The organism is Nitratidesulfovibrio sp. (assembly GCF_040373385.1).
In the GTDB taxonomy this organism is placed as follows: domain Bacteria; phylum Desulfobacterota; class Desulfovibrionia; order Desulfovibrionales; family Desulfovibrionaceae; genus Cupidesulfovibrio.
In genome coordinates this window covers 591,772-606,173 of the sequence record NZ_JBDXXH010000002.1, presented here as the reverse complement: position 1 = coordinate 606,173, position 14,402 = coordinate 591,772, and the positions used below count along the sequence as shown (strand labels likewise).

Sequence of the window (14,402 nt, the reverse complement as noted above, 5' to 3'; positions counted from 1 at the left end):
ATGCGTCACCTTTGGCATGTCCATGGAAAGGCACGGCGGCGGAACGATTCCGGCGTCGGCGACCTTTCGTTCAGCCCTGCGTTACGCCGGATGCGTCATGGTTTCAATGGGGTGCGATGTCCGTGGGCTGCACGGGGGCGGGGCAGGCCGTGCTGAAGCGGGCAGGGCGGGGGCGGCAAAGCAGCAGCAGCAGAAGAAGAAGAAGAAAGAAGCGGAAAGCGGCGGAAAGGATACCGCCGGAACGGCACGCGGGCGGTGCAGCCCGCGCGCTATCGCCCCAAAAACGGGGCCACGATGCGCTCGTAGCTGCCGTCCTTCTTCATGCCGCGCAGGGCATCGGCCAGGCGGGGCACCAGGTCGGCATGGCGGCTGTTGAGGTACATGTACATTTCACGCGTGGCCAGCGGCGGGTCCAGCACGCGCAGGTTGGTCAGGCCCAGCTTGCGGGCGTAATGCAGGCCGCCCAGGCGGTAGTAGAGCACCACGTCCACGCGCCCGGCCCGCAGCAGCGCGAACAGGTTTTCCGGCGTGGCAACCTTTACCGTGCTGCTGGCGTGCACGTTCTCGTCGTAGATCTTCCAGCCGATGATGTAGGCGACGGTGTAGTGGCGCAGGTCGTCCCAATTGCGCACGTACACGTCCGGCCGCAGGGCGAAGGCCGTGAATTCGTAGGTCATGTTGCTTTCCGGCACCTGAAGCAGGTTGGGGTAGGCGGCCTGCAACCCGCTGATGCGGTTGCCGTCGCCGTCCACCTGCCCGCTGTCGGCCATGACCAGCCCGCGTTCGCTGGGCAGTTGCAGCAAGGATACATCCGCCCCGATGCGCGCAAAGGCCCCCCTGATGATCAGGTCCAGCATGCCGTTCTGACCCGGCTCGCTGAGCGGCGGGGATATGGTGGTGGCAAGGGTAAGGGCGGGCGCGGACGGAGCGGGGGAGGGCGGCGCGGAAGCGGATTGTGCAGCGCCGGACGGGCCGGAACCGGGCGGGGTGACACCAGAGGGCGCGGACTGCCCGGCAGCTGCGCCGGATGCGGCCACGCACAGCAATAGCGCGCACGGCAACGCCCGCGACATCATCCGCGACAATACCCGCGACAGTGTTCGCAGCATCTTCATTGGTGCAAAAGCCATTCGGCGCCTCTGTGAACCCTGAATCCTCGACCTGATCGTCAGCGCGCGCTCGTGGAGCTGTGGCCTTTGCAGTCGGGCGTATGACTTCCGGGACGTGGCAGATAGGGGCGGACGGGGCGGGACGCGACATGGCGTAGCACCGCCCAAGGCCCGCACCTGTACACCCATGGGGCATGCCCCCATGGCGGATACGGAAATCCGGAGTCGTTTTGTCAGTGTCTATTCTATCCTGAATTTTCGTCAACAGGCCAGAGCGGGTAGGGTGTGCACTTTCGCGCAAGGATAGACACGAGCAAAACTGTGCGCCGCGCGGTGGATATATTTATAATTTATAAAATATAATAAACGCAATATGGCAGGGCGAAAGGTGTTTGTGTGTCAGGCAGTTATGCCATGTTTTATTCTGGAGGAATTGCGAGATGAATATAACAAAAATCGTTCTTCTGTCTGGCCCTATTTGCTCGGGAAAGTCCAGCCTGTCAAAGAGGTTGATAGATCGCTTCGGATTTTCACTTATGAAAACGACAGAATATGTGCGACTGAGGAAAAAAGAAGGAGGCACTTCCCGGAGAGAGCTTCAAGAATATGGTAAATATCTCGATGCGATAGATGGCGGGCGTTGGATATTAGATGATTTTTGTTCATTTTACGAGCAAAAAAATTCGGAATATATAGTAATTGACTCTATCAGAACCGAACTACAAGTAAACAATTTCAGAAACAAATTCGGCAGGAAAGTTATACATGTACACCTTACCGCTCCAGATAAAATTTTGCGTGAGCGCTATGCAGCAAAAATCGCTGGCAACACAAATGATTGCAGTTACGACGATGCTATATGTAACGAGTCTGAGCGCGAGGTTGAACATCTCTCAAAGCACTCCGACATTGCCATCGATACAATACGATGCTTGCATGAAGATGTCTTTGAGAGAACGGCATGCTTGCTAGGTCTTTATGGAATGTATCATGAAAAGCTAGTTGATGTTATTATTGGTGGACAATACGGAAGCGAGGGAAAAGGAAACGTCGCATCATATCTTTCACCTGAATATCAATTACTTGTGCGTGTCGGTGGATCTAACGCAGGTCACAAGGTAAAGCTTCCAAGAGGGGGAGAGTACATATTTAGCCAGTTGCCATCAGGAAGCGGATCAAGTGACGCAAAAATAGTTATTGGCGCTGGTGCAGTGATTAATCCAAAGGTAATTTTGAAAGAAATTGGAGATCACGGAATTGATGAAAGCAGATTGTGCATTGATCCTCAAGCTATGATCGTCTCGAATGATGACATCAAAAGAGAAATTCAACTCACAAAAGATATTTCCTCAACTGGGTCAGGAACAGGGATTGCTGCCTCGCGTAGAATAGCGGACAGAGGCAGTCGAGTTCGTCCTGTACAACTTGCCAAGGACCATGTTGATTTACGCAAGTACACCAAAAAAACGGCCTTAGAAGTCTTTGAAGACGCCTTTAGAAACCGCTTAAAAGTCTTGCTTGAGGGAACACAGGGCACAGGATTAAGCCTTTACCATGGATATTATCCATATGTGACATCTAGAGACACAACCGTATCAGGGTGCTTATCAGAATCTGGAATATCATCAGCCCGCGTAAGAAGGGTAGTTATGGTGTGCAGAACATATCCTATAAGAGTTCCAAACAGCGCAGAAGGCATGACATCTGGACCAATGTCTCCAAATGTTACACGTGAAGAAATTGCAAATCGCTCCGGAGTACCCTTGGAAGACCTAAAGGAATTAACATCAATCACCAAGGGGAAGCGAAGAATTGGGGAGTTTGACTGGCACCTCTTACGAAAGTCAACAACACTCAATTCACCAACCGACATTGCGTTGACTTTCGTAGATTATTTAAACGTCAAGAACAGAGATGCTCGAAGGTTTGATCAACTAACGCTTGAGACAATACAGTTTATTGAGGAGGTTGAGCGTTTTGCCAAAGCTCAGGTATCCTTGCTTTCAACAAGATTTCATTTGCGCAGCATAATCGACAGGAGGTCTTGGTAGTATGAAATATAAACACATACTAAATATTCACAAAAAATTATATCATATGGCAAACGAGAACGCTTGGGAAAACATTTCTAAGCATGGACTCTGCAGCACTGAGGCCCTACTGAATATCTTTGAAATAAAAGATCCACTACGGAAACAATTACTCACACAGCACAGGCCGGAATGTGTGACTATCAAGCACCCAGAATATGGCACTGCTATTGTGCGTGACCAAAAGCCGCTAAGAGAGACCACCCTCAAGAGAGTTCTAGATGACGGGCTGAGCCCAAGCGAATGGTATCAAATACTTAACAGGAAAACTTTTTTCTGGACGACCCACTCTCGCCTGTGCGGGCTCTTAGCCGCAAAGGCATACAGAAACTACCGGCACTGCGTACTCACACTAGACGCAAAAAAGCTTATCGAGAGGCATTACGACGCAATAACACTTTCGCCGTATAACTCTGGATGCACGCTTTTCAATGCTCCAAGACGTGGGAACAGCACATTTTCAAAAATTGATGATTTTGATTACGACTACTGGAGAAACAGGGGCAGAAAAGCAGACGACGTCATCGTAGAGCTTGCAGTTGACTACCGAGTCACCGACATACTCGACTTTATAGACTCAGTGGACATGATGCAAAGTGATTCCCTTCCTCACAACATTTATCGTCGCAGCACATAGCTGGTGAGATACCGCACGTTAATATAAAATCGGGCCGACCTGCCTTGCGGCAGGTCGGCCCAGAAATTGGTGGAGGCGGCGGGAGTCTATGTACCCGTCCACACCTACTGTAACACCTTGAATGCTAAAGAGATGCCAAGGAGGTTGTATCCCCGGTTTGTATCCGTGTTTTGTACCCATTTGGGTAGCCGGTTCGTCCCCGAAATGCAAGAAGGGGGGGAGGGTGAAGACAAGAGGAAGAGCTATCCTAAGCCGGGCATGGCCCAAAAAAGACCCGTGGTGTATCACGGGTCTTTAGCTTGTTGCCGGGAGCGAGACTCGGAAGCCTATCCATGCAAAGCTTTGATTTTTCAAGGCTTTTGTTCGCTGCCTGTTCGCTTTCCTCGAACTTTGTACGTACAAAATGTACCATCGAGCACCCAGGGGCGCAACACGGTGAATAGTGCAGAAAGAGTGTGTGGGGGGGCGACAGTGTCGCACGCCAAGCGGTTCGCAAGGGTGAGGCTGATGGTTGTGAGCTTACCCATGTGATCGCGCTTCGAATGCGCGAAGTTTTTTTAGCGGAGCGTTTCCATGTACGCTTCGGCGTGCATGCCCTTAAGGACGGCTACTTCATTCCCTGACAGGCTAGTTGGAGCGTGAGGCGTTTTGCGTGTTGGAGTGGTCATCACCTATAGCCCTCTCGACAAAACTTTGACGTAACTGTTATGCGATAATTCAATTGTTTGCACTGAGAATAAGCACGTTGCCGCACGTGGAGGGGGACTAGTGCGTATCGAATCTATAACTTTGGCTGGCTTCCGTTGTTTTGGCCCTGACCCCGTAACGGTGCAGATTTCATCGGAGATCACGGCTGTCATCGGTCCGAATGCGGCAGGCAAGACAGCTCTTTTGCACGCACTGTCGAAAATGTTTGGCGTGTCGCGTGCGCAGCGCACCGTGCAGTGCTCGGATTTCCACTTGGGGGCGGGGGACGACTCCAGCGACCGAGAGGCCAAGGCTCTGTTCGTTGACGTGTTGATCGGATTTCCCGAATTGGCCGACGGCAGCGCAACGCCTGAGACAATCGCCCCCTCGTTCCGACACATGCAGATCGAACGGGAGGGCGAATCACCGGCCTGTCGCCTGCGTCTCGAAGCGCGATGGGAAGACGACGGGACAGCGGAAGGCGAGGTTACGCAGGACCTTTTCTGGGTGGACACACTCAACGATGATTCGGCTGAGCGCCAGCGCCATCCAGTCTCGGCATCGGATCGAGGGTTAATCCAGCTCTACTACACACCCGCCAGTCGCGATGCGGCAACTCAGGTTCGGGCAACGGCTGGCGCACTCGCCGCTCGCCTGCTCCGCGCGATTGAATGGTCATCCGAAACCGAGAAAACCGTCCAGGAAACCGCTGAAAATCTCGCTAGCGCGTTCGGGAACGAATCGGCGATTGCCGCGATCGGTAAAGCTTTGCAGGCGCGCTGGTCAGGTCTTCATGACGACGTAGTCGATACTAAACCCAAGCTCAGTCTGGTCAGTCGTCGGTTCGAGGAGGTCGTCAACAAAATTGCCGTTATCTTCGAGCAGGGGCCGGACGGGCATGAACGCGGACTTGACGCTTTGAGCGACGGACAGCAATCACTTTTCTATTTCGCTCTGGCTGCGGCCGTTTTCGATCTGGAGCGCGAGGTGGTGGCTGGTACGGTGGAAGGCTTCCGTAACGACACCCTGCGTATCCCCGCGCTCACGCTGTTCGCTCTAGAAGAGCCGGAGAACCATCTCTCGCCTTACTTTCTCGCCCGCATTGTCCGTCAGGTTAGATCGCTGACCGATGCCGGAGGCGCCCAGGCCATAATCACCAGTCATTCGCCGTCGGTGCTGAGCCGCGTTAATCCGCATGAGGTCCGCTACTGCCGCTGCGATCCGAAGACCCGCGTTTCGAAGGTCAAGGAAATTAAGATGCCGACTGATGAGGAGGAGGCCGCCAAGTTCGTGCGCGGTGCCATGCTGGCCTACCCTGAACTCTACTTCGCTCGGTTCGTTCTGCTTGTCGAAGGCGATTCGGAGCGGATTGTCTTGCCTCGTCTGGCCGAAGCGCTTGATCTCCTGATTGATCCTTCCTTTGTCGCAATCGTTCCCTTGGGTGGGCGGCATGTACAGCACTTCTGGCGGTTGCTGAGACACCTGGATATCCCGCACGCGACGCTCCTTGATCTCGACTTGGGCCGCGACGGCGGTGGCTTTGGCCGGGTGAAATCGGTGATTGAAGAACTTCTTAAATTTGGCGAATCAAAAGCCAAGCTCCTACTGACCACCGAAGGCAAATTATCCGATGACGACTTAGCAAAGATGCACACTTGGCAGGATGCCGAGGATCGCAAGTTTCTATCTGGGTGGGTAACGTTCCTCAAGCAATATGGCGTTTATTTCTCGGCACCGCTCGATCTAGATCTTGCCATGCTCGAATCGTTCCCCGATGCATACAAGGCGATCATTCCCAAAGGTGGGGGGCCGAAGATGGCCGCCGATAAGGCGGCAGAAGTTGTGCTTGGAACAACGGGACCAGGAATTGCGATTTACACGGGTCCGTTCAAAGACTATCCGGCTCTTCTGCCCGCTTATCGCTACCATTTTCTCACCCACAGCAAACCGGCAACTCACCTCGCGGCCCTAACTCACATCAAGAAAGAGGACTTGGCCAAGGAAATGCCTTCAGTTCTGGCCGAGGTTCTAACGCACATCGCCAAGTCGCTACGGCGGGATTAGCTATGACGGTGCTCTCGCGACGGGTTCGACCGGACGATTGGAAGCCCGTGGGTGTGGACGCGCTTGAAGCGAATGCGCTGACGGTCGTCCGCTCGAGCGATAACCGCGCCGTCATCGCTGGTCCCGGTGCAGGAAAGACAGAATTGCTTGCGCAACGCGCCGCCTATCTCCTTCAGACGGGCATCTCGCCTGCGCCAAGGCGCATTCTCGCCATCTGTTTCAAACGCGACGCCGCAAAGAACCTCGCCGCGCGAGTTCGTCAGCGCTGTCATCGCAATCATGCCGGACGCTTCGATTCCATGACCTTTGACGCCTTTGCCAAAGGGCTGGTTGACCGCTTCGGCCAGGCGTTGCCCGCGCGTTGGCGGCCCCGGAGCGACTACGACATCATGCTCCCCGGTGATCGGGATTACCGAGGCTTTTTGTCTCAGGAGGTAGGAACGCCTCCCGCCTCAGTCGGCACCTTCGCGGACATCCAGGCGGTATCGATAGAAACCTTCGAACGCCGCTACCTAGTAGGGGCGCCGCTGCCTATGGAAGGCTGGCCTCATCCGACACCTGCTCAGTGGGCTGCGGATAAATTCTGGCAAAAATCACTTCATGAAGGCAGAAAAAGCACCCTGTCGTTTCCCATGATCGGGCGACTCGCCGAACTTCTGTTGCGGGTTAATCCAAAGGCTCGTGATGCCCTTCGGCTGACGTACTCGCATCTGTTTATGGATGAGTTCCAGGATACGACCCATATCCAATATGACTTGGTCCGTACAATCTTTCTTGGCGCAGACACCGTGATTACCGCCGTCGGAGACAATAAGCAGCAGATAATGCGATGGGCAATGGCGATGGATGATCCCTTTGCCGTTTTTGATGAAGAGTTCGGTGCGATGCGAACGCCACTCTACAACAACTATAGATCGTCTCCAGAGTTGGTGCGTATCCAGCACGTCTTATCGCAGGCTCTGGACGCCCGAGCCGTGGCGCCGGTGTCGAAGACCGTCGGTAAGATTGCTGGCGACAGCTGCACCATTTGGGACTTTTCGTCGCCAGAAATCGAAGCGGAGCGCTTGGCCACTTTTGTCGCGACTGAGATGAAGACGCACATGCTCAGTCCACGCGATTTTGTTTTGCTGGTCCGGCAGAAGGCTAACGATTACGCGAAGGTTCTCGAACCGGCTTTTGTAGCCGCAGGAATTCCTCTGCGCAACGAAGCTAGAAAGGTTGGGAGCATCGAGCTTCAGGACTTGCTGGTGGAAGCGGCATCCGAACTAATCATGAAGGTTCTACGTCTCGCTATGACCGCTCGGGCTGGGCGACATTGGACAGAATGTCAGGAGGCGCTCATCTCCCTAAGGGGAGTCGTTCCTGACGATGAGGTTGCACAGGCAAAGCTTGCCCAAGAATTGGACGCATACGTACGCAAACTTCGTGCTGCTCATCCGAGTCCTCCAAAATCGAAGAGGGTGTCGCGTTCGATTGTGAACGATATTCTGGAGTTCATCGGTCGTGAGCGAGTGATTGCTTTTCATCCAGCCTACGGACAAGGCAGCTGGTTCGAAAAGGTGCTGGACTCAGCAGCAGAGCACCTACTGGATTCGTCAATAGGCGATACTGACTGGCCGACGGCGCTTGACAACTATGAAGGCATTTACGCGACCCCTTTGATGACGATCCATAAAAGCAAGGGACTCGAATACCACAGCGTAATATTTGTTGGTTTGGATGATGGGGCGTGGTGGAGTTTCTCTAGAGATCAGGTCGAGGCTACTGCTGGTTTTTTTGTCGCGTTCACGCGCGCAAAACAGCGTGTCGTTTTCACATACTGTGCGCAGCGTGGTACGCGATCAAAGATTGCGACTCTTTACAGGCTGTTGATTAAGGCTGGGGTCAAGAGTATTCACGTTGCCTGATTGGTGAATCGTCTCCGACGAATTTTCCCTAAGGAGAGCACTCGCTGTTATCAGAGGGGTGGCGAGGCGTTGATGCCGCCAAGGGGGGCAAGGCGAGTCAAGGTTCGCCGAAAAAGGGGAGGATTGCTGAAAGCTATGCACTGGCGGAACATGGCAGCAAATAAAACGCCCCGTGACACGCCACGGGGCGTTTTATTTGCTGCTGCCGAAGGAGAAACTCAGAAGTCTCATCATGCGGCACTATGATTTTTCGAGACTTCTGCTGTTGGCCTATTCGCGCACCTCGAACTTTGTACATGCAAAATGTACCATTGAGCACCCAGGGGCGCAACACATTGAGAAGGTCTTGAGAGTAAAAGAAGGGACGCTGTCTGGGGTGTTACGCTTGCGGATCCACTGTCGTCGTGTTCAGAGAATATGCATTCGTGGGGCGAACTTACTCGTGTGGTTGCGCTTCGAATGCGCGTAGTCTTTCTTTTAGCATAGCGTTCTCCATGTATGCTTCGGTAAGCATGACCTTGAGGACGGCTGCTTCGTTCGCAGTGTGAGCAGGCATGCGGTCCGAAGAACTTCTGTCTACGCCCCATTTTCTTTTAGAGTAATATACGTAGCCAGCAACCGTGAGGACGAAAAGAAACCATAAAGCGAGATATGAGTTTGGGTTCATGACTTCCTCCTGAGGTAGCTTGCTGGGTTTGTGCAAATAGTGAGTAGCCTAGAGCAGCTTCTGAACTGCGATTAGCTGGCACGAAGATGAGTTAGTCGCAAGCATGCTCAGTGAGCGAGGCAAGTTGCATCCTTAGCCGGGCATTCTCCAAGTACGCTTCGGCAAGCAGGCCCTTTAGGACGGCTACTTCATTCGCTGGTGGGTTAGGAGGAGCGTGAGGCGTTTTGCGTGCTGGAGTATCTTTGGCAACGCTTTCCCTTGATATGCAGAATCCATACACAGCTAGGCCAAGGAAAAAGAGAAGCAACAGCGTCATGTATGTGTTTTGGGACATGACTTCCTCCTGGGTAACATAGCTTGGCGGCAGGGATTGAGTGGTGGGAGATGGAGATTTTGTGTGGTTTCGTGATAGCAGAACGTCCCGACATTTTAGGGGAGGGGAGAAGCGATGAGCTTGTACGCACCCTCCGTGTGGTTCTGACGCTGTTGCTCAAAATCATCAACCCCAGGTGCCGTGCGAATATAACCTATAGGCTTGCAGCCGTCACGGGCTGCAAGCCTATGGCACTTCTGAACCTTGGACAATAAGATGGTCACCCGTTTATGCGACACGTGGTTGGCGACAGCATGCCCCCGCCATTGAGTTTCACCCCACCCACCCGTGTAAGCACGGCACTCGGCATGCCGCACGGCAATGTCGCAATCCTGGTTTCAACCCACGCTCCCGCAAAGGTACGACGCCACCTCGCCGCCGTTAAACGATTGCTGGACAAGTTTTCAACCCACGCATCCGTGAAGGTTCGACCTCATCCCCCTTAGCCACCCTCGGCGCGAACTCCACGTTTCAACCCACGCACCCGTGACGGTGCGACTCAGGACTTCATCAGCGCCGGTCAGGTCAGTGAAGTTTCAACCCACGCACCCGTGAAGGTGCGACACGGCTACACCTTCTACAACCAGAAGGATACGTCGTTTCAACCCACGCACCCGTGAAGGTGCGACGCCTCGCGCCCGGCCATCAGGCACAGCAGCGACGCGTTTCAACCCACGCACCCGTGGAGGTGCGACAAAGAAAAACTGCGCCACGATGATACGTATAAAGTTTCAACCCACGCACCCGTGAAGGTGCGACCGTGCTGGGCAGCCTGGGGGGCTAGATGGCAAGCGTTTCAACCCACGCACCCGTGAAGGTGCGACCGCAGCGCCATTACCAACTTCTCCTCGCAGATCATGTTTCAACCCACGCACCCGTGAAGGTGCGACCATCCGGGCAGCGAGCCAGGCCCTGCTAGTTGCTTGTTTCAACCCACGCACCCGTGAAGGTGCGACTATCGAAGACGGCGATTCGTACGGCCTTCTCGCCGTTTCAACCCACGCACCCGTGAAGGTGCGACTCGTGCCGCAGCTTGTAGAAGGCCATCCACTCGGTGTTTCAACCCACGCACCCGTGAAGGTGCGACATGCCGCGCGCAAGGTGGGCGACCTTGAGCCCCTGTTTCAACCCACGCACCCGTGAAGGTGCGACGCAACCGCCCGGCCCTGCGATGCAGCCAGTTGCGGTTTCAACCCACGCACCCGTGAAGGTGCGACCCGGCACCTCCTATTTCGTCAGCAGCTTGGTTGCGTTTCAACCCACGCACCCGTGAAGGTGCGACGCTGTCCAGGTTGGCCAGCGTGTCCTGCAAGGGGTTTCAACCCACGCACCCGTGAAGGTGCGACCGTTGCCAGCCAAGGCGGTGCGTAGCGATTGCTCGTTTCAACCCACGCACCCGTGAAGGTGCGACGTGGGGATGCCATCGGCATAGGTCCCGTCCATCATGTTTCAACCCACGCACCCGTGAAGGTGCGACCGGGTTGGCGACCTGGGGGCGCATGCCGTCACCGTTTCAACCCACGCACCCGTGAAGGTGCGACGGGGGGAACCAAAGGCGAAAAACAAGGGGAACAAGTTTCAACCCACGCACCCGTGAAGGTGCGACCGGATGCAATGTGAGGATGTGACCATGGCCAAGAAGGTTTCAACCCACGCACCCGTGAAGGTGCGACAAGGGGGTGGCCACCAGCGCCAGCGAAAGCTGCAGGTTTCAACCCACGCACCCGTGAAGGTGCGACGTCGACAAGTTCGGATCCGACCGCAGCAAGTGGCCGTTTCAACCCACGCACCCGTGAAGGTGCGACGTGTGTCAAGCGTGGCGAGGCCACCCGGTTGCAGTTTCAACCCACGCACCCGTGAAGGTGCGACACCACTACAACGAACAGCACATCCTGTACCTGACGTTTCAACCCACGCACCCGTGAAGGTGCGACCGATCTCGCCCTTGGCGTTGACGCCGATTTCGAGGTTTCAACCCACGCACCCGTGAAGGTGCGACAGACGTTCCTTGACGAGGCTCGCTCCTACGTCAAGTTTCAACCCACGCACCCGTGAAGGTGCGACCAGCGCGGCGACGCCTACGAAATTGCCAAGGGCGTGTTTCAACCCACGCACCCGTGAAGGTGCGACACCACCTCCTCCCCCCTCCCCTCCAAAGGAGGAGTTTCAACCCACGCACCCGTGAAGGTGCGACCAGACCTACACCATCCGCGCGTACGACGAAATGGTTTCAACCCACGCACCCGTGAAGGTGCGACCCCCCGGCGTAATCGAGGCACTTCCCCCCGGCATGTTTCAACCCACGCACCCGTGAAGGTGCGACAGCTGCGCGCGTCAATGCCGCTGGTCTGCGTCGCGTTTCAACCCACGCACCCGTGAAGGTGCGACTGCAGGGTTGGAAACGGGGGTTTCCAACCCAAAAGGTTTCAACCCACGCACCCGTGAAGGTGCGACTTCTCCGCTCACCTGGTAAAGGCGGGCGCGCCAGAGTTTCAACCCACGCACCCGTGAAGGTGCGACATCCGAACTGGCCTACCAGTCCGGCCTGCGCATGTTTCAACCCACGCACCCGTGAAGGTGCGACTGCCTGTCCGATTTCCTTTTGCCGACAAGGGCGCGCGAAGGCAATTCCGCGAACAGCATCGTTTTTACGCTATCTCCGGTCTGTAGCCGCGGAGGTTGGACAGGAAACCTAGCATTATCGCCTGTGTGGCAATCCGCGAACCTCTCAGGTTTGACTCGGATGCCTGGGGTTCGCGCATGCGTCCGCGAGATACCCCAAAAAGTCGTCATAGACGCCTTGCCATGCGTACAGTTGAGGCCAGCCGGGTATTGGGGCGATTGGCTCGCGTTCAAGGCGCGAGGTCCAGATTTGCACGGATACCTCCTGCAATACGGCCCGAGGTAGCGTACTGCCAGACTGCAACCGGGCGATGGCGTGGGGATCGACGATGACAGTAACCGTATCAGCGTCAATGATGCGGAACCGGTCATGCACCTTGCGAAATTCGCCCGCACTGTCATCCACGCAAATGGCAAGCCCACGCCCTCCGTTACCTTCGGAAGCCCCTAGCGCAAGCTCCCGGCGCAGGGCCTCGCGGCAATGTTCCTGCCCTACCAGTCCCTCGCCAAACAGGCTGGACAGCGCCAGTGCAGCAAGCCGTGCGCCGGGGTGGGGCGGCACTTCGTCCGCGCGCAGCACGAAGTCATACACCACGCCTTCGGCCTCAGCCTCTCGGCAGACCCGGCCCCCCAACTGGATCAGGTTGCACAGGCCGAAACGCTCGCGGAATCCCGTGCGAAACGAAAAATCCACCCCGGCTTCCACGCAAGAGGTGGCCACAAGCACCCACTCCGAATCGTCGGCCAGCAGACGTTGCTTCACGTGGCGCAAGGTTGCCGCCCTGTCGCGGGGGCACAGGGCCGTGGACAGGTGCTCGACGAACCGACGTCCCCGTGCCTGAGCAAGGCGGTGCGCCAGCATGGCGGCTCCCCTTACCGTGTTCATCACGACAATGCGGGGGCCTGAGGCACGCATGACCGCATCAGCCAACTCCTCCATGCCAACAACGCGGGGGATAGACACATATCGCACCCGGCGTTGCTCTGCCTGCATGGCATGCGCACGGGGTGCGTCATCTATCAGGGGGCGGACGGGCATTGGTACCATGCCGTGAATTTTTTCCGCATCCCGAAACTGGTCCAATTCCCAGAACCGCGAAAGAGAGCCGGAGGCCAGAACGAAATGGCATCCCCAGCGCTGGCAGGCTGACCGCAGCCATACCCACGCAGGCAGCCAAAGGTCAGCTGGCATGGCCGCGTGGGCCTCGTCTATGAAGACGGCGGAACCCGGCAGGCTGTGCAGCTTGCGTAATGAAGCGGGTGCGGCTGCTGCCAGCGTTTCAAAGAACTGCACCGCCGTCACCACTATGATCGGGGCACGCCACTGAAACGCCAATTCACGAGATTCCGGTGCGTCAAACTCTGCCCTGTGATGGTGGGCGGCAACCACTTCTTCAGGGTTTTCCCCGTCCAGTACCAAGGCCTTGCGGTAGGTATAGACGGCCTGATCGATGATGTTCGTGAATGGCAAGACCACGAAGATGCGTCGCAGTTCATGGACTTTCGCCACGTGGAGCAGATGGGCCATGATGCTGGTGGTCTTGCCGGTGCCCACTGGGCTGTCGCAAGAACGGATGCCGAGATCGGGCGAGGCCTTGCGCGCACTGCGATAGAGTTCCGCCCGGATGGCGTTCCGTGCGTCGCCAGGGCCGCCTTTCCGGCCTAGTTTCTCTACGAAGGCATCAAGGGCGGCAAGACGATCTGCGGCGCGCAGGGTGGGCCACGCATCCGGTAATGATGTGCTTCCGTAGTGGCGGCCCGTGTCGCCATGATCCGCATCCACAAGGCAAGAGAGAGCCAGCCTGTGGTCCAGCGATGAAGAGGGGATGAATCCTGCATCTGGTAGCGGGGGAATGCCATCGCCCGTTTCCTGTGCATGGTGTGCCATGCAGACGGCAAGCGCTTCATCCACGCGAGAGTGAATGGTGGGGTCCCGCAGTGGTGGAGAGGTTTTGCAAAGGGTACTGGCATCGGCAAGCCCGGCGTGATGTGCCCAGACCAGCAGGGCGGACATGGCATCGCCGCTCGCCATAAGGTGTGCCACCCCTGCATCCACATGGTTGACCGGAAGACGCGTCGGCCTGTCCATGCCGTAGGATCGGGACAGCACCTCGGCATTTTCCGGTAGCAGCTTTCCCAGGTCGTGGGCCATTGCCGCGCGATGCACGCAGGCAATGAACGGCTTCCGTTGGCCCGGTTCCGTGAGAAAGCGGGCCATCTCCTGCGCCTGTTGCAACGCCGCAGTC

General features: G+C 56.2%; 6 protein-coding genes and 1 CRISPR repeat array. Of the genes, 4 read left to right on the top strand and 2 right to left on the bottom strand.

Going from position 1 to position 14,402, the window contains the following annotated elements; all coding sequences use genetic code 11:
• Window positions 1-269: 269 nt before the first annotated feature.
• On the bottom strand, window positions 270-1,109 hold the full coding sequence (locus ABWO17_RS05665) for a substrate-binding periplasmic protein (RefSeq protein WP_353116585.1): 840 nt from the start codon (window positions 1,107-1,109) through the stop codon (window positions 270-272).
• 440 nt (window positions 1,110-1,549) lie between these two features.
• Between ABWO17_RS05665 and ABWO17_RS05660 the strand changes: the two genes are divergently transcribed.
• The 4 genes from ABWO17_RS05660 to ABWO17_RS05645 all read left to right on the top strand — a co-directional run bounded on the left by ABWO17_RS05660 (window position 1,550) and on the right by ABWO17_RS05645 (window position 8,494).
• Window positions 1,550-3,160, top strand: coding sequence for an adenylosuccinate synthetase (locus ABWO17_RS05660; RefSeq protein WP_353116584.1), 1,611 nt, complete (start codon window positions 1,550-1,552; stop codon window positions 3,158-3,160).
• A 1-nt stretch (window position 3,161) separates the two neighbouring features.
• Complete coding sequence (locus tag ABWO17_RS05655; protein ID WP_353116583.1) at window positions 3,162-3,836, top strand: DUF7002 family protein; 675 nt, start codon at window positions 3,162-3,164, stop codon at window positions 3,834-3,836.
• Between the two features lie 768 nt (window positions 3,837-4,604).
• The gene (locus ABWO17_RS05650; protein ID WP_353116582.1) at window positions 4,605-6,587 is read left to right on the top strand and encodes an ATP-dependent nuclease; all 1,983 of its coding nucleotides are present in this window, start codon (window positions 4,605-4,607) and stop codon (window positions 6,585-6,587) included.
• A 2-nt stretch (window positions 6,588-6,589) separates the two neighbouring features.
• Entirely contained in the window at window positions 6,590-8,494 is a 1,905-nt protein-coding gene (locus ABWO17_RS05645) for a UvrD-helicase domain-containing protein (protein WP_353116581.1), read from the top strand.
• A gap of 1,375 nt (window positions 8,495-9,869) precedes the next feature.
• Window positions 9,870-12,118: direct repeats of the CRISPR family, unit length 31 nt; unit sequence GTTTCAACCCACGCACCCGTGAAGGTGCGAC.
• 144 nt (window positions 12,119-12,262) lie between these two features.
• Here ABWO17_RS05645 and ABWO17_RS05640 read toward each other — a convergent pair.
• Window positions 12,263-14,374 (bottom strand): CRISPR-associated helicase/endonuclease Cas3, encoded by a 2,112-nt coding sequence (locus ABWO17_RS05640; protein ID WP_353116580.1) that lies wholly within the window; start codon window positions 14,372-14,374, stop codon window positions 12,263-12,265.
• Between the last annotated feature and the right edge of the window lie 28 nt (window positions 14,375-14,402).